23 protein-coding genes, 5 tRNA genes and 1 pseudogene are annotated in these 23374 nt (G+C 71.3%); 19 read left to right on the plus strand and 10 right to left on the minus strand.

Translation table 11 applies throughout. The features are described from left to right. Nucleotides 1–108: 108 nt before the first annotated feature. Together AB0P07_RS12165 and AB0P07_RS12170 are read right to left on the minus strand one after the other, a co-directional pair. Nucleotides 109–522 carry a roadblock/LC7 domain-containing protein gene (locus AB0P07_RS12165; protein WP_003973453.1) on the minus strand — a complete coding sequence of 138 codons (414 nt, stop codon included), beginning with the start codon at nucleotides 520–522 and terminating at the stop codon, nucleotides 109–111. Between the two features lie 9 nt (nucleotides 523–531). Next, nucleotides 532–4446 (minus strand): nitrate- and nitrite sensing domain-containing protein, encoded by a 3915-nt coding sequence (locus AB0P07_RS12170; protein WP_365548808.1) that lies wholly within the window; start codon nucleotides 4444–4446, stop codon nucleotides 532–534. 603 nt (nucleotides 4447–5049) lie between these two features. Between AB0P07_RS12170 and AB0P07_RS12175 the strand changes: the two genes are divergently transcribed. From AB0P07_RS12175 to gltX, 3 genes are all read left to right on the plus strand, one after another. After that, nucleotides 5050–5238 carry a hypothetical protein gene (locus tag AB0P07_RS12175; protein WP_365548811.1) on the plus strand — a complete coding sequence of 63 codons (189 nt, stop codon included), beginning with the start codon at nucleotides 5050–5052 and terminating at the stop codon, nucleotides 5236–5238. A gap of 321 nt (nucleotides 5239–5559) precedes the next feature. After that, complete coding sequence (locus tag AB0P07_RS12180; protein ID WP_365548814.1) at nucleotides 5560–6345, plus strand: fumarylacetoacetate hydrolase family protein; 786 nt, start codon at nucleotides 5560–5562, stop codon at nucleotides 6343–6345. Continuing rightward, nucleotides 6338–7822, plus strand: coding sequence for a glutamate--tRNA ligase (gltX, locus tag AB0P07_RS12185; RefSeq protein WP_365548817.1), 1485 nt, complete (start codon nucleotides 6338–6340; stop codon nucleotides 7820–7822). Before AB0P07_RS12180 ends, gltX begins: the two co-directional genes overlap by 8 nt. 73 nt (nucleotides 7823–7895) lie before the next feature. On the opposite strand, the gene AB0P07_RS12190 is transcribed toward gltX, so the two are convergent. Beyond that, nucleotides 7896–8090, minus strand: coding sequence for a hypothetical protein (locus tag AB0P07_RS12190; RefSeq protein ID WP_365548820.1), 195 nt, complete (start codon nucleotides 8088–8090; stop codon nucleotides 7896–7898). A gap of 198 nt (nucleotides 8091–8288) precedes the next feature. Here AB0P07_RS12190 and AB0P07_RS12195 point away from each other — a divergent pair, with 198 nt between their 5' ends. The 6 genes from AB0P07_RS12195 to AB0P07_RS12220 all read left to right on the plus strand — a co-directional run bounded on the left by AB0P07_RS12195 (nucleotide 8289) and on the right by AB0P07_RS12220 (nucleotide 9626). Next, nucleotides 8289–9023 carry an HAD family hydrolase gene (locus AB0P07_RS12195; protein WP_365548822.1) on the plus strand — a complete coding sequence of 245 codons (735 nt, stop codon included), beginning with the start codon at nucleotides 8289–8291 and terminating at the stop codon, nucleotides 9021–9023. Between the two features lie 92 nt (nucleotides 9024–9115). Further along, a tRNA-Gln gene (locus AB0P07_RS12200) sits at nucleotides 9116–9187 on the plus strand. 22 nt (nucleotides 9188–9209) lie between these two features. Then, a tRNA-Glu gene (locus AB0P07_RS12205) sits at nucleotides 9210–9282 on the plus strand. A 62-nt stretch (nucleotides 9283–9344) separates the two neighbouring features. Next, nucleotides 9345–9417 (plus strand) — tRNA-Glu (locus tag AB0P07_RS12210). A gap of 20 nt (nucleotides 9418–9437) precedes the next feature. Then, nucleotides 9438–9509: transfer RNA gene (locus AB0P07_RS12215), tRNA-Gln, on the plus strand. Between the two features lie 44 nt (nucleotides 9510–9553). Beyond that, nucleotides 9554–9626, plus strand: a tRNA-Glu gene (locus AB0P07_RS12220). Nucleotides 9627–9687: 61 nt separating this feature from the next. On the opposite strand, the gene AB0P07_RS12225 is transcribed toward AB0P07_RS12220, so the two are convergent. Then, a complete protein-coding gene (locus AB0P07_RS12225) occupies nucleotides 9688–10332 on the minus strand; it encodes a MerR family transcriptional regulator (protein WP_365548824.1) in 645 nt (214 codons plus the stop codon). Nucleotides 10333–10413: 81 nt separating this feature from the next. On the opposite strand from AB0P07_RS12225, the gene AB0P07_RS12230 reads away from it, so the two are divergent. Next, nucleotides 10414–10977, plus strand: a complete 564-nt coding sequence (locus tag AB0P07_RS12230) for a DUF4188 domain-containing protein (protein WP_365548826.1) — start codon at nucleotides 10414–10416, stop codon at nucleotides 10975–10977. Nucleotides 10978–11043: 66 nt separating this feature from the next. Here the strand turns inward: AB0P07_RS12230 and ndgR are convergent, their stop codons facing one another. Beyond that, a complete protein-coding gene (gene ndgR / locus AB0P07_RS12235; RefSeq protein ID WP_011030305.1) occupies nucleotides 11044–11760 on the minus strand; it encodes an IclR family transcriptional regulator NdgR in 717 nt (238 codons plus the stop codon). A gap of 197 nt (nucleotides 11761–11957) precedes the next feature. On the opposite strand from ndgR, the gene leuC reads away from it, so the two are divergent. From leuC to AB0P07_RS12255, 4 genes are all read left to right on the plus strand, one after another. Then, a complete protein-coding gene (gene leuC / locus AB0P07_RS12240) occupies nucleotides 11958–13388 on the plus strand; it encodes a 3-isopropylmalate dehydratase large subunit (protein WP_365548831.1) in 1431 nt (476 codons plus the stop codon). A gap of 5 nt (nucleotides 13389–13393) precedes the next feature. Then, nucleotides 13394–13987, plus strand: a complete 594-nt coding sequence (leuD, locus tag AB0P07_RS12245; RefSeq protein ID WP_365548833.1) for a 3-isopropylmalate dehydratase small subunit — start codon at nucleotides 13394–13396, stop codon at nucleotides 13985–13987. A 285-nt stretch (nucleotides 13988–14272) separates the two neighbouring features. Then, a complete protein-coding gene (locus tag AB0P07_RS12250) occupies nucleotides 14273–14503 on the plus strand; it encodes a hypothetical protein (protein WP_052838413.1) in 231 nt (76 codons plus the stop codon). Between the two features lie 136 nt (nucleotides 14504–14639). Continuing rightward, nucleotides 14640–15296 carry an HU family DNA-binding protein gene (locus AB0P07_RS12255; protein ID WP_087807049.1) on the plus strand — a complete coding sequence of 219 codons (657 nt, stop codon included), beginning with the start codon at nucleotides 14640–14642 and terminating at the stop codon, nucleotides 15294–15296. 132 nt (nucleotides 15297–15428) lie between these two features. On the opposite strand, the gene AB0P07_RS12260 is transcribed toward AB0P07_RS12255, so the two are convergent. Together AB0P07_RS12260 and cofC are read right to left on the minus strand one after the other, a co-directional pair. Next, nucleotides 15429–15686: a hypothetical protein gene (locus AB0P07_RS12260; protein ID WP_365548837.1), complete on the minus strand. Its 258-nt coding sequence runs from the start codon at nucleotides 15684–15686 to the stop codon at nucleotides 15429–15431. 9 nt (nucleotides 15687–15695) lie between these two features. Beyond that, complete coding sequence (cofC, locus tag AB0P07_RS12265; RefSeq protein WP_365548839.1) at nucleotides 15696–16334, minus strand: 2-phospho-L-lactate guanylyltransferase; 639 nt, start codon at nucleotides 16332–16334, stop codon at nucleotides 15696–15698. A 142-nt stretch (nucleotides 16335–16476) separates the two neighbouring features. Here cofC and AB0P07_RS12270 point away from each other — a divergent pair, with 142 nt between their 5' ends. The 3 genes from AB0P07_RS12270 to AB0P07_RS12280 all read left to right on the plus strand — a co-directional run bounded on the left by AB0P07_RS12270 (nucleotide 16477) and on the right by AB0P07_RS12280 (nucleotide 19536). After that, complete coding sequence (locus tag AB0P07_RS12270) at nucleotides 16477–17268, plus strand: lysophospholipid acyltransferase family protein (protein WP_365548841.1); 792 nt, start codon at nucleotides 16477–16479, stop codon at nucleotides 17266–17268. Beyond that, nucleotides 17265–18275 carry an NAD(P)H-dependent glycerol-3-phosphate dehydrogenase gene (locus AB0P07_RS12275; RefSeq protein ID WP_365548844.1) on the plus strand — a complete coding sequence of 337 codons (1011 nt, stop codon included), beginning with the start codon at nucleotides 17265–17267 and terminating at the stop codon, nucleotides 18273–18275. The genes AB0P07_RS12270 and AB0P07_RS12275 overlap by 4 nt, the downstream gene beginning before the upstream one ends. Before the next feature lie 91 nt (nucleotides 18276–18366). Continuing rightward, nucleotides 18367–19536, plus strand: a complete 1170-nt coding sequence (locus AB0P07_RS12280; protein WP_365548847.1) for a D-alanine--D-alanine ligase family protein — start codon at nucleotides 18367–18369, stop codon at nucleotides 19534–19536. 178 nt (nucleotides 19537–19714) lie between these two features. On the opposite strand, the gene AB0P07_RS12285 is transcribed toward AB0P07_RS12280, so the two are convergent. Then, a complete protein-coding gene (locus tag AB0P07_RS12285; RefSeq protein ID WP_365548850.1) occupies nucleotides 19715–19948 on the minus strand; it encodes an Lrp/AsnC ligand binding domain-containing protein in 234 nt (77 codons plus the stop codon). 239 nt (nucleotides 19949–20187) lie between these two features. Here AB0P07_RS12285 and AB0P07_RS12290 point away from each other — a divergent pair, with 239 nt between their 5' ends. Together AB0P07_RS12290 and thiD are read left to right on the plus strand one after the other, a co-directional pair. Beyond that, nucleotides 20188–21156: a thiamine-phosphate kinase gene (locus AB0P07_RS12290; protein ID WP_061442361.1), complete on the plus strand. Its 969-nt coding sequence runs from the start codon at nucleotides 20188–20190 to the stop codon at nucleotides 21154–21156. Next, nucleotides 21153–21953, plus strand: a complete 801-nt coding sequence (thiD, locus tag AB0P07_RS12295) for a bifunctional hydroxymethylpyrimidine kinase/phosphomethylpyrimidine kinase (RefSeq protein ID WP_365548853.1) — start codon at nucleotides 21153–21155, stop codon at nucleotides 21951–21953. Before AB0P07_RS12290 ends, thiD begins: the two co-directional genes overlap by 4 nt. Before the next feature lie 444 nt (nucleotides 21954–22397). Here thiD and AB0P07_RS12300 read toward each other — a convergent pair. Together AB0P07_RS12300 and rpmB are read right to left on the minus strand one after the other, a co-directional pair. After that, nucleotides 22398–23003, minus strand: a pseudogene (locus AB0P07_RS12300) (AfsR/SARP family transcriptional regulator); the annotation flags it as partial. Between the two features lie 149 nt (nucleotides 23004–23152). Further along, nucleotides 23153–23338, minus strand: a complete 186-nt coding sequence (gene rpmB / locus AB0P07_RS12305; RefSeq protein ID WP_003993230.1) for a 50S ribosomal protein L28 — start codon at nucleotides 23336–23338, stop codon at nucleotides 23153–23155. Nucleotides 23339–23374 lie beyond the last annotated feature (36 nt).

Raw genomic sequence — 23374 nt, forward strand, 5'->3', positions numbered from 1 at the left:
TCCTCCGGGCGGGACAGCAGGTGGGTCAGTCGTGCCGTCTGACGAGGCCGGTGGGGGGATTGTGGCGGCCGGACGGTGATTTGGTAACACGGGTGGTGCCGGGGCCGATCAGTGGAGCAGACTTCCTTGTAGTTCGGCGCGCAGGTCGGGCGTGAGGACCGCGCCCGCGCGGTCGACCAGGAGCGCCATCTCGTAGCCGACGAGGCCGATGTCGCACTCCGGGTGCGCGAGGACGGCCAGGGACGAGCCGTCCGAGACGGACATGAGGAAGAGAAATCCCCGCTCCATCTCCACGACCGTCTGCGCGACGTTGCCGCCCTCGAAGATCCGGGACGCCCCGGCGGTCAGCGAGGTCAGCCCCGAGGCGACGGCCGCGAGCTGGTCGGCGCGGTCACGAGGGAAGCCCTCGGACATCGCCAGGAGGAGTCCGTCGGCGGACACGACGACGGTGTGGGACACCCCCGGGGTGTTGTCCACGAAATTCGTGATCAACCAGTTGAGGTTCTGTGCCGCCTGGCTCATCGGGCTCAACTAACGCTCCTGCTGGTGAGTGGGCCGCGGGTAGCTGCCGGTCTGGTTGGTACCGGCCTGCCGGCCCTGTGCGATTCCCCGACGGAGATTGGTCAGTCGGCCGCGCACGTCGTCGGGCGCACGCGAAACCGCCGGACCGCTCTGGTGCGACTGCTGCTGAGCCGTCCCCGGGACGAGGTTGGCCCGGGGTACCCGGCGCGGGAGGCCGGAGGTGGTGACCCCGCCCGCGGCCGGCTGCCTGACGCGCTCCGCCTGCCGGACGAGGTCGTCGTTCGGCGAGCTGCGCCAGGAGGAGGTGGCCGGTCGCTGGGGGGCCGCCGGGGTCTGGGGCTGGGGAGCCTGCGGCTCCGGGTCGGCGGCCGGGGCGGACTGCGGCGCCCTCGACTCGCGGTCCCCGTGGAACCAGTTGGTCTCCAGCGTGTCGTACAGCGGGGTACGTCCGTCACCGGGTCCGGAGGCCGGGGGCAGGGCCCATCCGTCCTGGGGCCGCTGCGGGGCCGGCGGACGCGGGGCGCCGAAGTCGTTGCCGCCCTGCGTGCCGCCCGCCTGGGGGCGCTCGAACTGTCCGGTGGCCGCCGGGTTCTGACGGTGCGGCAGGTCGTGCTGTCCGGTCGAGCCGTTGTCGTAGCCCTGGGCGCCGGCGAACCGGTCGGCCGAAGGCCCGTTCGGGGCCGCCGGGCCGGGCTGTCCGCCGAAGACGTCCGAGCGGACGAAGGGGCTGCCGCCCTGCTGCGGAGCGGTCGGCTCGGGCCGGGTGAACTGGTCGCCCCGTGCGGCTTCCTCGCCGGACCGGCCCCCGTCGTACTGGCCCTGGCCGTACTGGTCCTGCCGGTACTGGTCCTGCCCGAACTGGTCCTGCCCGAACGGATCCTGGTACTGGTTCCGGTCGTCGTACCGGCTCTGGCCGTCGTACTGGCTCTGGCCGGGCTGGGCGAACTGGCCCGTGTCCTGCGGCTCGTCCCGTCGCGGCGCCGGGGCGTCGAAGTCGGGGCGGGCGAACTCGGCCGTGGCGGCGGGGGACTGGGGCTCGCCGAACCGCGGCACCGCCGGCATCTCCGCGGTCGAGCCCGGACCCTGCCTCTCGTCGAGGCGCGGGGTCGGGTCGGTGCGGGAGCTGTCCGGCTCGTCGTGGCCGCGCGGGGCGTCCAGCGAGGCGCGCGGCACGGGCGGCTGCGCGTTCTCGTCGCTCCAGCTGGGCACACGGGGCTGCGGGTTGCCGCCGGGCAGCTCGGCCCGCGGACCGCCGTGCGGCGGCAGCTGCGGACGACGGCCCTGCCCGGCGTCGCCACCGGCTCCGCGCTTGCCGCGCTGCGGGGGCGCTGCGGGGGTGCGGGTGCCGCCGAACATGTCCTGCCCCTGCGAGGCGTTGTTCGCCGGCGCGTTGCCCTGCGGCGCGTTCATGCCCGCGGCCTGCAGGCCCTGCGGAGCACCGGGCGCCTGACCGGCACCGGCGCCGGCCGGAGCCGGCCGGTTCTGCTGTCCCGGACCCGCCGGGGGATGGAGCCCGCGCGCGCCACCCGGCGCACCCGGGCGGCCGCCCGCGTCGCGCCCGGGCAGTGCGGCCCGCGGTCCCTGACCGGCACCGAGCCGGCCGCCCGGCGCACCGGCGCCGGGAGCACCGCCACCGCCGCCGAAGGCACCGCCACCACCGAGGGCGCCGCCGCCCTGACCGCCGCGGCGGGCCGCGGCGACACCGGCGGCCGCCTGCGCTGCGGCCGGACCGCCGCTGCCCGCGCCGGGCTGGCCGGGCTTGGGCTGCGGCTTGCGGCCGCCCTGGGCGACGTCGACGGGCAGCATGACCAGCGCGGTCGTACCGCCGGAGTCGGACGGGCGCAGCTGGATGCGGATGCCGTGGCGCTGCGAGAGGCGGCCGACCACGAACAGACCCATGCGGCGGGAGACGGAGACGTCCACGGTGGGCGGCGAGGCGAGCCGCTCGTTGATCGCGGCCAGGTCCTCCGGCGAGAGGCCGATGCCGGTGTCGTGGATCTCGATCAGCACGCGGCCGTCGGGCAGCGCGTGACCGGTGACCTTGACCTTGGTCTGCGGCGAGGAGAACGAGGTCGCGTTCTCCAGCAGCTCGGCGAGCAGGTGCACGAGGTCGTTGACCACGCGGCCGGCGACCTCGGTGCTCGGCACGGAGGCCAGCTCGATGCGCTCGTACTGCTCCACCTCGGAGGCGGCGGCACGGAGCACGTCGACCAGCGGCACCGGACGCGTCCAGCGTCGGCCCGGCTCCTCACCGGCGAGGACGAGGAGGTTCTCACCGTTACGGCGCATGCGCGTCGCGAGGTGGTCGAGCTTGAACAGCGAGGACAGCTGGTCCGGGTCGGCCTCGCGGGACTCCAGTTCGGAGATGAGGGAGAGCTGACGCTGGATGAGGCCCTGGGAGCGGCGCGAGAGGTTGGTGAACATCGCGTTGACGTTGCCCCGCAGCAGGGCCTGCTCGGCGGCGAGGCGGACCGCCTCGCGGTGCACGTCGTCGAAGGCCGCGGCCACTCGGCCGATCTCGTCCCGGGAGTGCACGCCGACCGACTCCACCGAGGTGTCGACGTCCTGCGGGTCGGTCTCGGAGAGCTGCTTGACCAGCTCGGGCAGGCGGTCCTGGGCGACCTTGGTCGCGGTGTCCTCCAGCCGGCGCAGCGAGCGGATCATGGACCGGGCCACGACGAACGCGCCGACCAGGGAGACGCCGAGCACGAGCAGGATGAGGACACCGGAGATGATGGCCTCTTGCTCGGACTCGTTGCGCAGCTCACGGGCCTGCTGCTCCATGTCCTCCAGCAGCTTGAGCTCGATGTTCTTCATCTGCTGGATCTTGGTGGAGCTGTCGTCCAGCCAGTCCTGGTAGGACCGGGACTTCAGGCTCTCCAGGCCGTGTTCCTTGCCGAGGGCGCGGCCCGCGTACTGGTCGGACGCCTCGATCACCGGGTTGCCCTCGGTGATCGGCTTGAGCAGGTCCTCCGCGCCCTCGCCGTAGATGCTGCTGAAGCTGCGGATCTCGGAGGTCTGGCTCTGCAGCGCGGACTGGGCGTACAGCCGGTCGTTCTCGGCGAGGTCGCCCTTGCTGGTGTTGTTCGCGGGGAGGGCCGCGGCGAGGACCGCGCGCTGGATGGACGCGTACTCCTTGGCCGAGGAGAAGGCCGACAGGGCGCGTGTGCGCTGGATCATGTCGGAGTTGCTGGTCGCCTCCGCCATGTCCTGCGAGAGGTCGAGCAGGTGGGTGATCAGGCGGTGGTAGGACTCGACCGTCTGGGTCGAGTTGTCCTTCGCCGTGTACGCGGTGCTGCGGATCTTGGTCAGGTCGTTCAGGTCGCTCGCGATGCCGACGAGGCTGTCCCGGACGCCGACGAGCTGGCCGTCCCTGCTCGCCGCGTCGATCTGCTCGGACTTGTCGAGGAAGTTCTTCAGGGCCCGGTCGGTCTGCTCGCGGTCGCCCTTGACGGCGATGGCGCTGGACTTCGAGCCGTGGGCCAGCGGGCCGGCGGACTGGTCGCGCTCCTCCTGGAGGGCGTGCGCCAGCTCGGTGGCCTGCTTGGTCATCTCGGTCAGCAGCTTCATGTTCTCGAGCTGCTGGATGTCGTCGATCGACTGGTTGATGCGCAGCGCGCCCAGTGAGGTCGCCGCGACCACCGGAAGCGCCAGCAGCGAGACCAGACGCGTGGAGATCCGCCAGTTGCGCAGGGCTATGCGCGGGCCGGGGCCGGTCGGGCCCTTGGCCGGCTTCGCGGGCTGCTGCTGGCCGGGTGCGGACGGGTCCGCGGCCTGACCGGCGCGCTCCCCGCTGTCCCCGGGCTGGGTCTGACCCGGGTTCTGGGCGTGCTGGGGCGAGGAGCTGACGGCCTTGGGGCCAGTCCCGCCCTGCGGCTCCGGCTCCGCCGAAGCGCTGCCATCCCTCTTGAAACGTCCCTGCACTAGCGTCGCAACCTCTGGACCAGGCGCCCCTCCGCGTGAACGGCCGGGCACGGTGTCGGCGTCGAAGGGGCGCCCTGAATACGCCCCTGTGTTGGTCGTGAGTGACCGGCGCTGGATTCCCCCTTCTCGCCGCCGCTCGGCGCTGGTGTGCGCCCCCTGTGCGCCGGCTCGATCCTGCGGCGGTCCGTGGAATTCCAGCACAGTGCAGGATCTCCAACAAGGCCCGTGGGGCAGGCCGCGAGATACGTGACAGCACGTGAGGGGCGAGTCACCTGACGTAGAAGGTGATCACCCGCAAACCGGACGTATGTACGCGAGTCGCCGAGGTGGGAAGGGTGTCCCAGTCGCCATGATCAGCAGCGGAATGATGGCTTCAGGTGTGCAATGTCTGATTGGTCGGAGTGGCGGCGGCGTCGCAATTGACCGGTTTGACCCTTGATAAGTGAGCAAACTCACACCCGGTTCGTGAACTCCTCCGCGGGTTGCCGGGGAATCGCGTGTTTAGCCTGACGCTTTACAGAGAAGGCAAAACCGACAACCCGCGCCCTCGCAGGGGCTTTCCACGCCCTCGGGCGCCCGGACATGACAGGGCTCCGAACAACCGTGAAGACGACGATGATGTTCCACAAGATCGCCAACCCGCGACGCACGACGCTGGCGCACCTCAAGGACGCCGACGACCTGCAGACGCCGGAGCAGCCGGAGCACGCCGTCGAGCTCCCCGCCCAGACCGCCAACCCCCGCCGCACCATCCTGATGGAGGCCCCGGTCGCGGCGTCGGTCGCAGAGTAGTACGACGCCGAGCCGCATCCCGTTCAGGGACCGTCCAGGCCCTTGAGGGCCTGCCCGGCGGACCATGCCGCAGTCGCGGGGTGTGGCACGCCCTCCCCCACTGCCTAAAGGGCGTGGGAGGTGCCCCCAGCGGCGTTGTCGTCGGTTGCCAGGGCTCCGCCCTGTCACCCTCCTCCGCCTTGCAGCTGCACGCACCACACCCCGCTCACCTGCGTTGGTGAGGCACCGCGTCTTTCCTCCGGCCTGATCCGCCGGGCAGGCCCGCCGCGTTAGCCTGGAGCGTCAGACTCCAGCCAGCTCAGTCAAGGGGCCAAGCAACCCGTGCGCATCGCCAGGTTCTCCATCGACGGGAACGTCGCCTTCGGCGCGGTCGAGGGCGACCAGCCGGACCAGCTCGTCCTCGACATCATCAAGGGCATCCCGTTCGCGGACTACGAGCTCTCCGGCACCAAGGTGCCCCTGAGCAAGGTGCGGCTCCTGCCGCCGGTACTCCCCAACAAGGTCGTCGCCTTCGGCCGCAACTACGCCGAGCACGCCCGCGAACTCGGCAACGAGGTGCCCGACGCCCCGTTCGCCTTCTTCAAGCCGTCCACCTCCGTGATCGGCCCCGGCGACGCCGTCCAGTACCCCTCCTTCACCGAGGAACTGCACCACGAGGCCGAACTCGCCGTCGTCATCGGCCGCATGTGCCGCGAGGTCCCGCGCGAGCGCGTCCAGGACGTGATCTTCGGCTACACCTGCGCCAACGACATCACCGCCCGCGACGTCCAGCGCCGCGAGAAGCAGTGGGCCAGGGCGAAGGGCTTCGACTCGTCCTGCCCGCTGGGCCCCTGGGTGGAGACGGGCCTCGACATCGCGGCCGCGAGCGACCTGACCATCCAGCTCACGGTCAACGGCAGCCAGCGCCAGCTCGGCCGCACCAGCGAGATGATCCACTCCATCGAGGATCTGATCGTCAACATCTCCGAGGCGATGACGCTGCTCCCCGGTGACGTGATCCTCACGGGCACCCCGGCCGGCGTCGGCCCCCTCAACGTCGGCGACGAGGTCGCCGTCACCATCGAAGGCATCGGCACTCTCACCAACAAGGTTGTCAAGCGTGGCTAGCGCATCCGGCTCCTCCGTACGCGTCCGTTTCTGTCCGTCCCCCACCGGCAACCCCCACGTGGGCCTGGTCCGCACCGCCCTGTTCAACTGGGCCTTCGCGCGCCACCACCAGGGCACGCTGGTCTTCCGCATCGAGGACACCGACGCGGCCCGCGACTCCGAGGAGTCGTACAACCAGCTCCTGGACTCGATGCGCTGGCTGGGCTTCGACTGGGACGAGGGCCCCGAGATCGGGGGCCCGCACGCGCCGTACCGCCAGTCGCAGCGCATGGACCTCTACAAGGAGGTAGCCCACAAGCTCCTGGACGCCGGTCACGCCTACCGTTGCTACTGCTCCCAGGAGGAGCTGGACACCCGCCGCGAGGCCGCCCGCGCCGCCGGCAAGCCCTCCGGCTACGACGGCCACTGCCGCGACCTGAGCGCCGCGCAGGTCGAGGAGTACCGGGCCCGGGGCCGCGAGCCCATCGTCCGCTTCCGGATGCCCGACGAGGCGATCACCTTCACGGACCTGGTCCGCGGCGAGATCACCTACCTCCCGGAGAACGTCCCGGACTACGGCATCGTCCGCGCCAACGGCGCGCCCCTCTACACGCTCGTCAACCCGGTCGACGACGCCCTGATGGAGATCACCCACGTCCTGCGCGGCGAGGACCTGCTCTCCTCCACCCCGCGCCAGATCGCCCTGTACAAGGCGCTGATCGAGCTGGGCGTCGCCAAGGAGATCCCCGCCTTCGGCCACCTGCCGTACGTCATGGGCGAGGGCAACAAGAAGCTCTCCAAGCGCGACCCGCAGTCGAGCCTCAACCTCTACCGCGAGCGCGGCTTCCTCCCCGAGGGCCTGCTCAACTACCTCTCCCTGCTCGGCTGGTCGCTCTCCGCCGACCAGGACGTCTTCACCATCGAGGAGATGGTCGCGGCCTTCGACGTCAACGACGTCCAGCCCAACCCGGCCCGCTTCGACCTGAAGAAGTGCGAGGCGATCAACGCCGACCACATCCGCCTCCTGGAGGTCAAGGACTTCACCGAGCGCTGCCGCCCCTGGCTGAAGGCCCCCGTCGCTCCCTGGGCGCCGGAGGACTTCGACGAGGCCAAGTGGCAGGCGATCGCGCCGCACGCGCAGACCCGACTGAAGGTGCTCTCCGAGATCACCGACAACGTCGACTTCCTGTTCCTGCCGGAGCCGGTCTTCGACGAGGCGAGCTGGACCAAGGCGATGAAGGAGGGCTCGGACGCGCTCCTGACCACGGCCCGCGAGAAGCTGGACGCGGCCGACTGGACCTCCCCGGAGGCCCTCAAGGAGGCTGTCCTGGCCGCCGGCGAGGCCCACGGCCTCAAGCTCGGCAAGGCCCAGGCCCCGGTCCGCGTCGCCGTCACCGGCCGCACGGTCGGCCTGCCCCTCTTCGAGTCCCTGGAGGTCCTGGGCAAGGAGAAGGCCCTGGCCCGCATCGACGCGGCGCTGGCACGGCTCGCGGCATAACGCCCGCGTCCTCAGAGCAGACAGCGGCAAGGGGCGGCACCCGGAACTACGGGTGCCGCCCCTTGCCAGTCGGTCACCGCGCGTCGGCCTCGTCGATGAGATAGGCACTCTCGTCGAAGATCTCCAGGACGACGACGACCATGACCGCACCGGCAACCATGTACTCCAGCATCACTCCAGGGGCGACGCAGGCCTTGCGCAGATGCTCGTCCGGGCCGAGTTGTGCGGTCGCGTTCTTGCGGAACGGGTCGCGGGCCAGTATCCGCACGGCCCGATCCAACTGATCCCGGAGCTCGCCGGGCAGCGCGTCGTACGCCGCGCGGGCCTCAACGGTGAACTGAACGCGATACGCGGTCGTGGCGGGCTCGGTCTTTCGCTCGTCGGTCTCCCCACGACTACGGCATCCGTCGTCTCCCGGACCGCCGAAAGGCACCCGGACCACCCGTCCCGGCGTTACCGTCGCATCATGAGTATTCGCGCCGTGGTCTGGGACGTCGACGACACGCTCTTCGACTACACCACCGCCGACCGCGAGGGCATGCGAGCGCATCTGGTCGCCGAGGGGCTCCTCGCCGGGTACGGGTCGGCCGAGGAGGCCCTCGTGCGGTGGCGGGAGATCACCGACCAGCAGTGGGCGCGCTTCGCCGCGGGCGAGGTGGACTTCGTCACACAGCGGCGCGACCGGACCCGGGTCTTCCTGGGCCGGCCGGAGCTGACGGACGCCGAGGCCGACGACTGGTTCCAGCGCTACGTCACCCACTACGAGGCCGCCTGGTCCCTCTTCCCGGACGTGATGCCCGTCCTGGACGCGCTCGCCGGCAGCCACCGGCACGCCGTGCTCTCCAATTCCAGCCTCACCGTCCAGGACCGCAAGCTGCGCGTCCTCGGTGTGCACGACCGCTTCGAGGCCATCCTGTGCGCCGCCGAGCTGGGCGTCTCCAAGCCGGAGGCCGGTGCCTTCCTCGCGGCCTGCGACACCCTGGCCCTCCCGCCGTCCGAGGTCGCCTACGTCGGCGACCACCCGGAGATCGACGGGCGCGGCGCCGCCGACGCCGGGCTGCTCTCCGTCTGGATCGACCGCGACGGCGTCTGTGCGACCGTCGATCCGCCGGCCGGACCGCGCCGTATCGCCTCGCTCTCCGAACTTCCCGCGCTCCTCGGCGCTGATACCCGTTTTGGAGCCCCGTCCACCTTCGGGTAATGTTCTTCCTGCGCCGCCGGAGAGCGGGCCGAAGGGCCGGGAACCGGAAGCGCAACGCTAGAACAAGAACCCCTCCGGGGCTTGCGTTCCAGTGGCCTATGGTGTAATTGGCAGCACGACTGATTCTGGTTCAGTTAGTCTAGGTTCGAGTCCTGGTAGGCCAGCTCGCAGAGCTAAATCTGCAAAGCCCCCGTTGTGTAGCGGCCTAGCACGCTGCCCTCTCAAGGCAGTAGCGCCGGTTCGAATCCGGTCGGGGGTACAGATCCTTCCCGCGAGGACAGCTCGGGTAGCTCCCACTGTCTTCGATGCAGGATCGCTAGGGCCCCCGTTGTGTAGCGGCCTAGCACGCCGCCCTCTCAAGGCGGTAGCGCCGGTTCGAATCCGGTCGGGGGTACGAACTGGTCTAAACCACATTGGTCTATGGTGTAATTGGCAGCACGACTGATTCTGGTTCAGTTAGTCTAGGTTCGAGTCCTGGTAGACCAGCTCGGATCTGCGGCGATGTAGTCCAGATCGCCTGCAAGATCCACGCCCCCGTTGTGTAGCGGCCTAGCACGCCGCCCTCTCAAGGCGGTAGCGCCGGTTCGAATCCGGTCGGGGGTACTCGAAGCCCGAAGGGGGCTCCCGCTGCGGCGGGAGCCCCCTTCGGCGTTCCCCCCGACGCCTACTCGATGCCGTACCGCCGCGCCGACTCCTCCTCCTGCGCCAGCCGGTGCAGGGCCCGCAGCACCGGCTGGAAGAGCACCGCCGCCGCGACCGCCATCTCGACCTTCTCCGCCTCCGAGGCGTGGCTCTCCATGAAGTCAAGGTCCCGCCGGGCCACCTCCATCATCAACTCGCCGTAGGGCGCCATCAGTTCCGCGTTCCAGGGATAGCCGAGCCGGCGCAGCGTGGCCACCGCCACCACCAGGGAGCGGTGCACGGGGGAGAGTGGGGCCAACTCCCGGGAGGTCTCCCAGCCCAGCAGTTCCAGCAGCCGGTCCACCTCCACGCGCGCGGCGGCCACCGCCGGGTCCGCCCCGTCCGGCTCGGCCTCCTGCGGCAGCGCCCACAGGGCCGCCCCCAGCCGGACGGTGCGGCCCAGCGAGTCGTCGTCGACGTGCCCCAGTACCTCCCGGGCCGTGGCCACCGGCACCTTGCCGACCTGGATCAGCGCCCGTACCAGCCGCAGTCGGCGCAGATGACCCTCGTCGTACTCGGCCGTGGTCGCGTTGACCTGTCGACCCGGGGGCAACAGCCCTTCTCGCAGGTAGTACTTGATCGTCGCGGTGGACACCCCGCTGCGCTTGCTCAGGTCGGCCAGTCGCATCCCTTGCGTCCTTTCTCGGATAGCGCCACTATCTAATCAGCATCGCTTGGACAGTGCAGCTCACCAACAGGGGGAGGCGTCATGCCGGGCAAGAAAGCGACCGCGACCCGCACCACCGCCGCCGCCGAGGGGGACGTGACCGTCCTGCTCATCGGCATGCGGATCAACCACTTCTGGGCCGTGCACCACTGGCTGCCGGTCTTCCTCGCCATGCCGCGCATGCTCCGCGAGCTGGCGAAGGACCCGGAGCGCGGACTCCTGAACCACGTCCTGCTGACGGCCTCGCCGCGGACGTACTACGTCGTCCAGTACTGGGAGTCCAAGGAGAAGCTCTACAAGTACGCCCACTCGCCCGACACGTTCCACCACCGGGCCTGGGTGATCATCAACGGCAAGGAGCGCAGGGGCAAGGTGCGCGGGCACGTGGGGCTGTGGCACGAGGCGTACGTCGTGCCCGAGGGGTCCTACGAGTCGATCTATGCCGACATGCCCGCGTTCGGGCTCGCGGCGGCACACGGACAGGTGCCCCTGGAGCGGCGCGGCAAGCGCGCGCGGGACCGCTTCGCGTACCGGTCGGACAAGCCCGCCGGGGAACGGGCGGAGAAGCGCGTCGTCGCCCCGGGGAAGGCCCCCGACGGGCTCTGAGAGCGGCGCCGGGCCCGCCGCGGCGTTGAGGCGGGCCCGTGACCGGTCGGACGTGTCCGGGGACGGTCAGCCGTTGCGGCGCAGTGCCTCCGAGAGGCGGCCGGCGGCGTCGATGATGGCCTGCGCGTGCATGCGGCCGGGGTGGCGGGTGAGGCGCTCGATGGGGCCGGAGACGGACACGGCGGCCACCACGCGGTTGGAGGGGCCGCGCACCGGCGCGGAGACGGACGCGACGCCGGGCTCGCGCTCACCGATGGACTGGGCCCAGCCGCGGCGCCGCACGCCGGACAGCGCCGTCGCCGTGAAGCGGGCGCCCTGGAGGCCGCGGTGGAGGCGCTCGGGCTCCTCCCAGGCCATGAGGATCTGCGCCGAGGAGCCGGCCTTCATGGTGAGCGTGGAGCCGACCGGGACCGTGTCCCTCAGGCCCGACAGACGCTCGGCCGCGGCCACGCAGATGCGCATGTCGCCCTGGCGGCGGTAGAGCTGGGCGCTCTCGCCCGTCACGTCGCGCAGGTGGGTGAGGACCGGGCCCGCCGTGGCGAGCAGGCGGTCCTCGCCGGCCGCCGCGGCCAGTTCGGCCAGGCGCGGGCCGAGGATGAAACGGCCCTGCATGTCGCGCGCCACCATGCGGTGGTGTTCCAGCGCCACGGCCAGGCGGTGGGCCGTGGGTCGTGCCAGTCCGGTCGCACCGACCAACCCCGCGAGGGTGGCCGGGCCGGACTCCAGAGCGCTCAGGACGAGGGCCGCCTTGTCCAGAACGCCGACGCCGCTACTGTTGTCCATGACACGATACTCCCGTCTCACTCTGTGAAACGCAAGTTCAATTTTCCATGGAACGCGCCACTCTGGACGGCAGGAAGTCACAACGGCCCGTGACGAAAGGGCCTGGTGGCGGTTGCCCGGAAACACAGGGGTGCGGGCACCGCTTCCCCAAGATCTCTAGTTGGGTCGGCGCTTCGTCGCCGACCGAAGGGAAAGCGATGGGTAGGACACTTGCGGAGAAGGTCTGGGACGACCACGTCGTCCGGCGCGCCGAGGGCGAGCCCGACCTCCTCTTCATCGATCTGCACCTGCTGCACGAGGTGACCAGCCCGCAGGCCTTCGACGGCCTCCGCAAGAGCGGCCGCCCGGTGCGGCGGCTCGACCTGACCATCGCCACCGAGGACCACAACACCCCGACGCTCGACATCGACAAGCCCATCGCGGACCCGGTCTCCCGGGCCCAGCTGGAGACGCTGCGCAAGAACTGCGCGGAGTTCGGTGTCCGGCTGCACCCGCTGGGCGACGTCGAGCAGGGTGTCGTGCACGTCGTCGGCCCTCAGCTCGGTCTGACCCAGCCCGGCACCACCGTGGTCTGCGGCGACTCGCACACCTCCACGCACGGTGCCTTCGGCGCGCTGGCGTTCGGCATCGGCACCTCGCAGGTCGAGCATGTGCTGGCCACCCAGACGCTGCCGATGGCCCGCCCGAAGACCATGGCGATCACCGTCAACGGAGAGCTGCCCGAGGGCGTCACCGCCAAGGACCTGATCCTGGCGATCATCGCGCGGATCGGCACCGGCGGCGGCCAGGGCTACATCCTGGAGTACCGCGGGGAGGCCATCGAGAAGCTCTCGATGGAGGCCCGCATGACCATCTGCAACATGTCGATCGAGGCCGGCGCCCGCGCGGGCATGATCGCCCCCGACGAGACCACCTTCGCCTACCTCCAGGGCCGCCCGCACGCCCCCGAGGGCGCCGACTGGGACGCGGCCGTGGAGTACTGGAAGACGCTGCGCACGGACGACGACGCCGAGTTCGACGCCGAGGTGGTCATCGAGGCCGCCGAGCTGGCGCCGTTCGTCACCTGGGGCACCAACCCCGGCCAGGGCGCACCGCTTTCCGCCGCCGTCCCCGACCCCGCTTCGTACGACGACGCCTCGGAGCGCTTCGCCGCCGAAAAGGCCCTGGAGTACATGGGCTTGGAGGCCGGGCAGCCGCTGCGCTCCATCAAGGTGGACACCGTCTTCGTAGGTTCCTGCACCAACGGCCGCATCGAGGACCTGCGCGCCGCCGCCGAGATCGTCCGGGACCGCAAAGTCGCCGACGGCGTACGCATGCTGGTCGTCCCGGGCTCCGCGCGGGTCGGTCTGCAGGCGGTCTCCGAGGGCCTGGACGTGGTCTTCAAGGAGGCCGGCGCCGAATGGCGGCACGCGGGCTGCTCGATGTGCCTGGGCATGAACCCGGACCAGCTGGCCCCCGGTGAGCGCTCCGCGTCCACCTCCAACCGAAACTTCGAGGGACGCCAGGGCAAGGGCGGCCGCACTCACCTGGTGTCGCCGCAGGTCGCCGCCGCGACGGCGGTCCTGGGTCACCTGGCCTCCCCGGCCGACCTGTCCGCCGCCGACGCCCCCACGCCTGCTGGAGTCTGAGAGTCATGGAAGCGTTCACCAAGCACACCGGCCGGGCCGTCCCGCTGCGCCGCAGCAACGTCGACACCGACCAGATCATCCCCGCCCACTGGCTCAAGAAGGTGACCCGGGACGGGTTCGAGGACGGGCTCTTCGAGGCCTGGCGCAAGGACCCCGAGTTCGTGCTCAACCGGCCCGAGCGCGAGGGCGCCACCGTCCTGGTCGCCGGCCCCGACTTCGGCACCGGCTCCTCCCGCGAGCACGCCGTCTGGGCCCTGCAGAACTACGGCTTCAAGGCCGTGATCTCCTCCCGCTTCGCCGACATCTTCCGCGGCAACTCGCTGAAGAACGGCCTGCTCACCGTCGTCCTCGACCAGAAGACCGTGGACGCGCTGTGGGAGCTGGTGGAGAAGGACCCGCAGGCCGAGATCACGGTCGACCTGGAGGCCCGCGAGGTCCGCGCCGAGGGCGTCACCGCCTCCTTCGAGCTGGACGAGAACTCCCGCTGGCGGCTGCTGAACGGGCTGGACGACATCTCGATCACCCTCCGGAACGAGGGCGACATCGCCGCGTACGAGGCGAAGCGCCCGTCGTTCAAGCCGCAGACCCTCCCGGTCTGATCCCCGGAGCCCTCCACGCGTCTCCGGGGGCTTCGCAAGGTCGAGTTTCGGCCACCCGACACACCCGCCGTACCCCCGATCAGCCCGATCGGGGGTACGGCCGTTTTCGGATCCGCTCGGGGTCGTGGATGACGGGAGTGACGCACAACTTCCCACGTTAGAGGCGTTGTTGCCGGGGTACGCGAGGTCTTGAGGACCGGTTTCCGGATGTGCCAGGAAGGCCGTTCGGGGCGGCAGTTGCCCCCTGCGCAGGCGACAACTCGCCCCAGATGGCACAATCTGTGCATGGAACACGACGGCCAACTCGAGCTCTATACGGCGGTCGCGGTCCGGCTCAAGGAAGCGCACACAAGAGTGCGCGCACTGCAAGTCCCGGAGGGCGTACGGATGGCGCTGACCCGGAAGCTGCTGGTCATTACGGCCGCGGCCAAACACGATCTCGCCGGTGCGGCACGGCGCCTGGACCGGTTCACCGCCGACCTCGACGCGGGGCGATTCCCCGAAGAGGAAGGCTGAATCGGCCGGACTGCCCGAGTCCGTTGCGGCACAAGGGTGATTAGCCCGTTTCGTGTTTGATTTGCGGTATATATCTGCCTAACGTGCGAAAAAGCTTGAACACATTCGTTCTGGCGAGGTCTCCGAAGGGGAAGACGTGAACAAGGCGCAGCTCGTAGAAGCGATTGCCGACAAGCTGGGAGGCCGGCAGCAGGCCGCCGACGCCGTCGACGCGGTCCTGGACGCTCTCGTCCGTGCCGTCGTCGCGGGCGACCGGGTCTCGGTCACCGGCTTCGGTTCCTTCGAGAAGGTCGACCGCCCCGCCCGCTACGCCCGCAACCCCCAGACGGGCGAGCGGGTTCGGGTCAAGAAGACCTCCGTGCCGCGCTTCCGCGCGGGCCAGGGCTTCAAGGACCTGGTGAGCGGCTCGAAGAAGCTCCCGAAGAACGACATCGCGGTCAAGAAGGCCCCCAAGGGCAGCCTGTCCGGCCCGCCGCCCACCATCTCCAAGGCCGCGGGCAAGAAGGCCGCCGCCAAGAAGGCCACGGGCGCCGCGAAGAAGGCCACGGGCGCGGCCAAGAAGACGTCCGCGGCGGCGAAGAAGACCACCGCGAAGAAGACCACCGGCGCCGCGAAGACCACGGCGAAGAAGACCACCGCCAAGAAGTCCGCCGCCAAGAGCACCACGGCGGCCGCGAAGAAGACCGCCGCCAAGAAGGCCCCGGCCAAGAAGGCGACCGCCAAGAAGGCCCCGGCCAAGAAGTCGACGGCCCGCAAGACCACCGCCAAGAAGGCCACCGCCCGCAAGAAGTAGCAGGCAGCCGCAGACCCTGCGAGCGGCGGCGAACAGCAGGCGAACGGGCACAGGGCACTCACGCGCCGGGCCGGACTCCCTCTCGGAGTCCGGCCCGCGGCGTGTCCGGGGGCGGCGCGACGGCCCCGCGGCTCAGAACGTCTGCAGCGTCACCAGCGTGATCCGGAGTCCCGCGCCCCGGGTGCCGCCTCCGGCCCCGCCCTCGCCGTCCGCCTCGCCCTCGGCTCCGGTCCCGGCCTCGGTCTCGATCCGCACCCGCTGCCCCGGCCGCAGCAGCCTCAGACCCCCCGCGTCGAACGCCGCAGCGTCGAAGGGCACGGGCGTTCCGTCGTCGAGCAGCACCTGCCCGCTGCGGCTTTCGGGGTCGTACGTGTACGCGGTCGCCTGCATGCGCGCAGCCTACTGCCCGGCGGTCAGCAGCCGCGCCGCCACCGCGGCCGTACGGGGACCCACCCCGAGCGCCAGCGCCGAGCGGAGATCACCGCCGGTGTCGACGTCCTGGCGTACGGAATCCACCGCGCCCAGACGCAGTTCCACCGCGCCGGACGCACGATGGCGGGCCCGTGAATCCGTACCGAATGCGGGGGCCAATTCACGGCCCGGTGCCACCGCCAGCAAGGTGGTGCCGATTCCGGCCGCGTCCGGGAGAAAAGCGCGCGGGAATTGCGTGGCCGCGGCCAGCACGCGCGCCAATTCCGCCGGCCGCAGCGCGGGAAGATCGGCGTTGAGGGCGGCCACCGGGTGGTGCGGCCGGACCGCCCGTACCACGGCGGCTGCGTGCGCCAGCGCGGCGTTCAGGCCGCCGCCTGGCTCGTCCGGGACGACGTCCGCGCCGAGCGCCGCCAACTCCCGCCCGGCCCGCGCGTCGTCCGTGACGACTGCCACATCCGCGACCGCCGGGCAGGCCAGCGCGGCCGCCACGGTGTCCTGCGCGAACGCCAGCGCGAGCCCCGGCCGCACCCCGTCGTGCGCGGTGTCCGCCAGCCTGCTCTTGGCCCGGGCGAGGTGTTTCACGGGTACGACCAAGGTCCACTGCACGAGGTTCCGTCCTTCTCTCGTCGCCGTCATTGTCACCTGCGAGACCTGGCGGTTCACTCTTCGGGGCGTACGGTGTTCTCGACAGACGGGCGGCCCGGGGCGACACTTGTCCGGCCCCAGGCCCTGGAGGAAAGGTGTCAGCGTGCCCCGCCGCAGAATCGGCTTCTGGTACCGCTTGGCCGCGGTGATCTGCAAACCGCCGCTGGTGGTTCTGATCAAGCGGGACTGGCGGGGAATGGAGAACATTCCGGCCGAGGGTGGATTTATCACCGCCGTGAACCACAATTCGCACGTCGACCCCTTCGCGTACGCGCACTACCAGTACAACACCGGGCGCGTCCCGCGATTCCTGGCGAAGAGCGGCCTTTTCAAGAAGGGCTTCGTCGGCGCCGCGATGCGCGGGACCGGGCAGATCCCCGTCTACCGCGAGAGCACGGACGCGCTCAGCGCCTTCCGCGCCGCGATCGACGCCGTGGAGCGCGGCGAGTGCGTCGCGTTCTACCCCGAGGGCACCCTCACCCGCGACCCGGACGGCTGGCCCATGACCGCCAAGACCGGTGCCGCGCGCGTGGCCCTGCAGACCAAGTGCCCGGTGATCCCGGTCGCCCAGTGGGGCTGCAACGAACTGCTGCCGCCGTACGCCAAGAAGCCGAACCTCCTGCCGCGCAAGACCCACCAGGTGCTCGCCGGCCCGCCGGTGGACCTGTCGCGGTTCTACGACCGGGAGATGACCGCGGAAGTGCTCAAGGAGGCCACCGAGGTCATCATGGCCGCCGTCACCCGCCAGCTGGAGGAGATCCGCGGCGAGAAGGCACCCGAGACCCCCTACGACCCGCGCCGCGAGCGGATCGAGCAGCGGCGCCGGACGCAGGCGCAGGCGCGGGCACAGGCGCAGGCGCAGCAGGCAGAGCAGGCAGAAGGGCAGAGCACGTGAGCAAGCCGGTCAAGGCGGCAGTCTTCGGCACCGGATCCTGGGGCACCGCCTTCGGCACGGTCCTCGCGGACGCGGGCTGCGAGGTCACCCTGTGGGGGCGCCGCGCCGCGCTCGCCGACGCCGTCAACTCCACCCGCACCAACCCGGACTACCTGCCCGGCGTGGAACTCCCCGAGAACCTGCGGGCCACCACCGACGCCGCCGAGGCCGCGCACGACGCCGACTTCACCGTCCTCGCCGTCCCCTCCCAGACATTGCGCGCGGGACTCGCCGACTGGACGCCGCTGCTGGCACCCGGCACCGTCCTGGTCTCGCTGATGAAGGGCGTCGAACTCGGCTCCGCGATGCGGATGAGCGAGGTGATCGGGGACGTCGCCAAGGTCGGCCCCGAGCGCATCGCCGTGGTCACCGGACCCAACCTGGCCCGCGAGATCGCCGCCCGGATGCCGGCCGCAGCCGTGGTCGCCTGCCCGGAGGAATCCGTCGCCCAGCGGCTCCAGACCGCCTGCCACACGCCGTACTTCCGCCCCTACACCAACACCGACGTCGTCGGCTGCGAACTGGGCGGCGCCGTGAAGAACGTGATCGGTCTCGCCGTCGGCATCGCGGACGGCATGGGCCTCGGTGACAACGCCAAGGGCTCCCTGATCACCCGCGGCCTCGCCGAGACCACCCGCCTCGGCGTCGCGCTCGGCGCCGACCCGCTGACCTTCTCCGGACTCGCCGGGCTCGGCGACCTGGTGGCGACCTGCTCCTCGCCGCTGTCCCGCAACCACACCTTCGGCACCAACCTCGGCAGGGGCATGACCCTGCAGGAGACCATCGCGGTCACCAAGCAGACCGCCGAGGGCGTCAAGTCCTGCGAGTCCGTGCTGGACCTGGCCCGCAGGCACGGCGTCGACATGCCGATCACCGAGACGGTCGTCGCCATCGTGCACGAGGGCAAGTCCCCGGTGGTCGCCGTGAAGGAACTGATGTCGCGCAGCGCGAAGCCCGAACGACGCTGAGCGACCCCTCCCGGGCGATCCGGAACCCGCGCGCCACGCGGCCCCGCCCACGCTGTCTCACGGCCCTGCGGGCGGGTACTCTCAACGCGATATGAGCACCGAGAACCTCCCCCAGAACCCTGAGCAGAGCCCCGCGCGGCCGCCCCGCAAGCCGCGTGTGGCCGTCGTGTTCGGCGGGCGCAGCTCCGAACACGGGATCTCCGTGGTCACCGCCGGCGCCGTTCTCGCGGCCATCGACCGGACGCGCTACGACGTCCTGCCGATCGGCATCACCCGCGACGGCCGCTGGGCCCTCACCGCCGACGAACCGGAACGCATGGCGATCACCGAACGCCGTACGCCCGACGTCGAGGAACTGGCCGAGTCGACCGAGGGCGGCGTGCTGCTGCCCGTCGACCCCGCCAACCGCGAGGTCGTCTACAGCGAACCGGGCTCGGTGCCCAAGGCGCTCGGCGAGGTCGACGTCGTCTTCCCCGTGCTGCACGGCCCCTACGGCGAGGACGGCACCCTCCAGGGTCTGCTGGAGCTGTCCGGTGTGCCCTACGTCGGCGCGGGAGTGCTCGCCTCCGCCGTCGGCCAGGACAAGGAGTACATGAAGGCGGTCTTCGCCTCCTACGGTCTGAAGGTCGGCCCCTACGTGGTGGTACGGCCCCGCGAGTGGGAGCAGGACCGTTCCGGTGCCCGCAAGAAGATCGTCGACTTCGCCGGGGAGCACGGCTGGCCGCTGTTCGTGAAGCCCGCGCGCGCGGGTTCCTCGATCGGCATCACCAAGGTCGACGACCTCGCGGGCCTCGACGAGGCGATCGAGGAGGCCCGGCGCCACGACCCGAAGATCCTGGTCGAGGCGGCGCTGCGGGGCCGGGAGATCGAGTGCGGGGTGCTGGAGTTCGAGGACGGCCCCCGCGCCTCCGTCCCGGCCGAGATTCCGCCGCCCTCGGAGCACGCGTACTACGACTTCGAGGCCAAGTACATCGACTCCACCCCCGGCATCGTGCCGGCCCCGCTCACGGCCGAGGAGACCGCCGAGGTCCAGCGCCTCGCCGTGGCGGCGTTCGACGCGGCCTCCTGCGAGGGGCTCGTGCGCGCGGACTTCTTCCTCACCGAGGACGACGAGTTCGTCATCAACGAGATCAACACCATGCCCGGCTTCACGCCGATCTCCATGTACCCGCAGATGTGGCAGGCGAGCGGGGTGAGCTACCCGGAGCTGGTGGACCGGCTGGTCCAGGCGGCGCTGCGGCGGTCCACCGGACTGCGCTGACGCGTTTCGCGCCGTGACCACAGAGAAGGCGACTCCCTCGGGGGTCGCCTTCTCGCAGTATGATCAGCGGGTTTCCTGTCCGGTCCGGGAACCGTCATCGACTCGCCGTCGTCTGCTGAGGAACAGCACGCGGCGGCGATCAACAGGACGGGACCGAGCGGCGGAGAGGGGGCAGGAGCTAGAGATGGACGACCGGACAGGTCAGGGTGCGGGTGATGCCGTCCACTTGCTGGACCTTGGCGACCACCATGCGACCCAGTTCGTCGACGGTGTCCGACTGGGCGCGGACGATGACGTCGTAAGGTCCTGTCACGTCCTCGGCCTGGATCACGCCGGGGAGCCTGCTGATCGTCTCGGCGACGGTCGACGCCTTGCCGACCTCCGTCTGGATCAGGATGTACGCCTGTACCACGGAACCTCCAGAGCGGCCACGAGGATCATGTGGGGAAAAGGAACGCCACGGTATCGCGTAGCCGCTCTCCGAGGGGAGACCCGCGGGCCGCGGACCTCGCGCGTCGGGGTGCCCGAGGGGCACGAGTTGACGATCACGCCGACCGTGGCGACGGTCCATTCGACCGTAACGAGGACAGAGATGACGCGCGACCGGGCACGGACGCGGACAGGGACCGGGACAGAAGGGGAGCCAAGGCGATGAAGGGCACTGTTGGTGAGCTGGGGGAGTTCGGGCTCATCAGGGAGCTCACCTCCCGTCTCACCACCACCCCCGCGGTCCGGGTCGGACCCGGCGACGACGCCGCGGTGGTGGCCGCGCCCGACCGCAGGGTGGTGGCCAGCACCGACATCCTGGTCGAGGGGCGGCACTTCCGCCGGGACTGGTCCACCGCGTACGACGTGGGCCGCAAGGCGGCGGCGCAGAACCTGGCCGACATCGCCGCCATGGGCGCCGTGCCGACCGCGCTGCTGCTCGGCCTGGTCGTGCCCGCCGAACTGCCGGTGACCTGGCCGACCGAGCTGATGGACGGGCTGCGCGACGAGTGCCAGGTCGCGGGCGCCTCCGTGGTCGGCGGCGACGTGGTGCGCGGTGACACCATCACCGTCTCCATCACCGCCCTCGGCGACCTGCGCAACCAGGAGCCCGTCACCCGGGCCGGCGCCCAGCCCGGCGACCTCGTCGCGGTGACCGGCTGGCTGGGCTGGTCCGCCGCCGGGTTCGCCGTCCTGTCCCGCGGCTTCCGCTCGCCGCGCGCCTTCGTCGAGGCCCACCGCCGCCCCGAGCCGCCGTACCACGCGGGCCCGGCCGCCGCGGGCCTGGGCGCCACCGCCATGTGCGACGTGAGCGACGGACTGATCGCCGACCTGGGGCACATCGCCGAGGCCAGCAAGGTGCGGATCGACGTGCGCTCCGGGCAGATCGACATCCCGTCCCAGATGAACGACATCGGGCAGGCCGTCGGCGTCGACCCCATGCAGTGGGTCCTCACCGGCGGCGAGGACCACGCGATCGTGGCGACCTTCCCGCCGGACGTGAAGCTGCCCGCCCGCTGGAAGGTCATCGGCGAGGTCCTCAACCCCTCGGCGCTGCCCCAGGTCACCGTGGACGGGGCGCCGTGGACCAGCAAGGGCGGCTGGGACCACTTCGGCGGGGACGTGGAAGCGTGACCGCGCCGCCCCTGGTCCTCACCGTGGCGGGCTCGGACTCCGGCGGCGGCGCCGGCATCCAGGCGGACCTGAAGACGATGCTGGCCCTCGGCGCCCACGGCATGAGCGTCCTCACCGCCGTCACCGCGCAGAACTCCCGCGGCGTGCAGGGGGCCTGGGAACTGCCGGTGGACGCGGTGCGCGCCCAGTACCGCAGCGTCGCGGACGACATCGGCGTGCAGGCGGTCAAGACCGGGATGCTGTCCTCGGCCGAACTGGTCGAGACCGTCGCCGAGTTGCTCGCCGGCACCGACGCACCGGTCGTGATCGACCCGGTCGGCGTCTCCAAGCACGGGGACGCGCTGCTCGCCGCCTCCGCGCTGGACGCGGTGCGCACCCGGCTGCTCCCGGTCGCCACCGTCGCCACGCCCAACCTCGACGAGGTCGCCCAACTCACCGGCGTACGCGTCGAGTCCGACACCGACCTGCGCCGGGCGGCGGCCGCCGTCCTCGAGTACGGCCCGCGCTGGGCGCTGATCAAGGGCGGCCACCTGGCCGGCGACGCCGTCGACCTGCTCACCGACGGCTCCGAGGAACACTGGCTGCGCGCCCCCCGCCTCGACAACCGCCACACGCACGGCACGGGCTGCACCCTCGCCTCGGCCGTGGCCTGCGGGCTGGCCAAGGGACAGCCGGTGCCGGACGCGGTGCGAGCGGCCAAGGAGTACGTCACCGGGGCGATCGCGGCCGGGTTCCCGCTCGGTGGCGGCATCGGCCCCGTGGACCACGGCTGGGCACTCGGGCGGGACGCTCCCTGACTTCGATGCCGGCGGCTGCCTTCTCGGCAGCGCCCGCCGGTCCTCCAGAGCGGTCAGCAGCCGCTCCGGGACGTCCGTGCCCGGCGTGCCGTAAGCCCTCGCGCACCCCGAGCGCCGTGAGCACGGCGTACGGGATCTGCCCGCCGTCGGTGAGCGGCGCCGGCTCGACGAAGCAGACGTCCTCCGGTGCGTCCGGAGCGCCGCACCGGTTGGCCGCCTCGATCGCGAGCCGCGTCTTGCCGGTGCCGCCGGGCCCGGTGAGCGTGAGGAGGCGTGCTTCGGCGACGGGACGGTGATGCGGTCCAGCTCGGCGTCCCGGCCCACGGAGCGGGTCAGCCGGGCGGGCAGCCGGGGGTGCCGCGGGGCGGCAGCCGTGTGTCCCCGGAGCAGTTCGCCGTGGAGGGCGGACAGCTCGGGCGACGGGTCGGCGCCGAGCTCCTCGGCCAGCGTGCGCCCTGCCTCCTCGTACCCCGTCAGCGCCTCGGCGGGACGGCCGCCCGCATGCAGGGCTCGCATCAGCTGCCCCTACAGCCGCTCGCTCAGGGGATGCGCGGACAGCAGCGCCGGCAACTCGGGCACCAACTCGGAACCACTGCCGAGCGCCAGGTCCGCCTCGACCCGGTCCTGTACGGCGGTCAGCCGCAGCTCCGTCAGCCGGTCCGCCTCCGCGGGCGCCCGCGGAGGGTCGGGGAGTGCGGGGCCGCGCCACAGTGCGAGTGCCTCGCGCAAGGCGGTCGCCGCGCGCGCGTGGTCACCGGCGGCGAGGGCGGCGAGACCCTCACCGCACGGACGTTCGAATGTGTGGCTGTCGACGGGTCCGGCCGGAGTCACGACGCGGTACCCGGCGCCGCCGCCCTCCACGGGGACGTGCGGGGCGAGGCGCCCGCGAAGCCGGGAGATCTGCGACTGGAGGGCGTTCTCCGCGGCATCGGCGGGCGGCTCGCTGCCGCCAGGCCGTCGATGGGCCGGGCCGGAGAGACCGTGTGGCCGGGGTCGAGGAGCAGCAGTGTCAGGAGTGCTCGGGGCCGGGGCCGCCGGGGGTTCCGTCATCGGTGCGGACGTCCAGGGGACCGAGTATCCCCAAGCGCAATTCCGGGATTCTGGCACGGTGTCCGGGTACGGCAAAAAGCCGGCCCACACGAGGTGGACCGGCTCCGTACAGCGGACCAGGCAGTGGCCGCGCGCTCAGCTGAGACGCGTCAGCGCGAGACCTTGCCGGCCTTGATGCACGAGGTGCAAGCGTTCACGCGCTTCGGCGTCCCGCCCACCACGGTACGCACACGCTGGATGTTCGGGTTCCAGCGACGGGACGTACGGCGGTGCGAGTGCGAGATGTTGTTGCCGAAGCCCGGCCCCTTGCCGCAGACGTCGCAGTTGGCAGCCACGGGTCACTCCAAAGACTTCAGATGCACTTACGGTTG

The organism is Streptomyces sp. NPDC085944, from assembly GCF_040686295.1.
Taxonomy (GTDB): Bacteria; Actinomycetota; Actinomycetes; order Streptomycetales; family Streptomycetaceae; genus Streptomyces; species Streptomyces salinarius.

Bases quoted from the DNA above. Each gene is read 5' to 3' on its own strand.
- AB0P07_RS12230 (WP_365548826.1), top strand. From the start codon at position 10,414: ATGCCGGGCAAGAAAGCGACCGCGACCCGCACCACCGCCGCCGCCGAG.
- AB0P07_RS12280 (WP_365548847.1), top strand. From the start codon at position 18,367: ATGAGCACCGAGAACCTCCCCCAGAACCCTGAGCAGAGCCCCGCGCGG.
- AB0P07_RS12225 (WP_365548824.1), bottom strand. From the start codon at position 10,332: ATGCGACTGGCCGACCTGAGCAAGCGCAGCGGGGTGTCCACCGCGACG.
- AB0P07_RS12165 (WP_003973453.1), bottom strand. From the start codon at position 522: ATGAGCCAGGCGGCACAGAACCTCAACTGGTTGATCACGAATTTCGTG.
- AB0P07_RS12250 (WP_052838413.1), top strand. From the start codon at position 14,273: ATGGAACACGACGGCCAACTCGAGCTCTATACGGCGGTCGCGGTCCGG.
- AB0P07_RS12195 (WP_365548822.1), top strand. From the start codon at position 8,289: ATGAGTATTCGCGCCGTGGTCTGGGACGTCGACGACACGCTCTTCGAC.
- leuD (WP_365548833.1), top strand. From the start codon at position 13,394: ATGGAAGCGTTCACCAAGCACACCGGCCGGGCCGTCCCGCTGCGCCGC.
- AB0P07_RS12290 (WP_061442361.1), top strand. From the start codon at position 20,188: ATGAAGGGCACTGTTGGTGAGCTGGGGGAGTTCGGGCTCATCAGGGAG.
- AB0P07_RS12260 (WP_365548837.1), bottom strand. From the start codon at position 15,686: ATGCAGGCGACCGCGTACACGTACGACCCCGAAAGCCGCAGCGGGCAG.
- ndgR (WP_011030305.1), bottom strand. From the start codon at position 11,760: ATGGACAACAGTAGCGGCGTCGGCGTTCTGGACAAGGCGGCCCTCGTC.
- leuC (WP_365548831.1), top strand. From the start codon at position 11,958: ATGGGTAGGACACTTGCGGAGAAGGTCTGGGACGACCACGTCGTCCGG.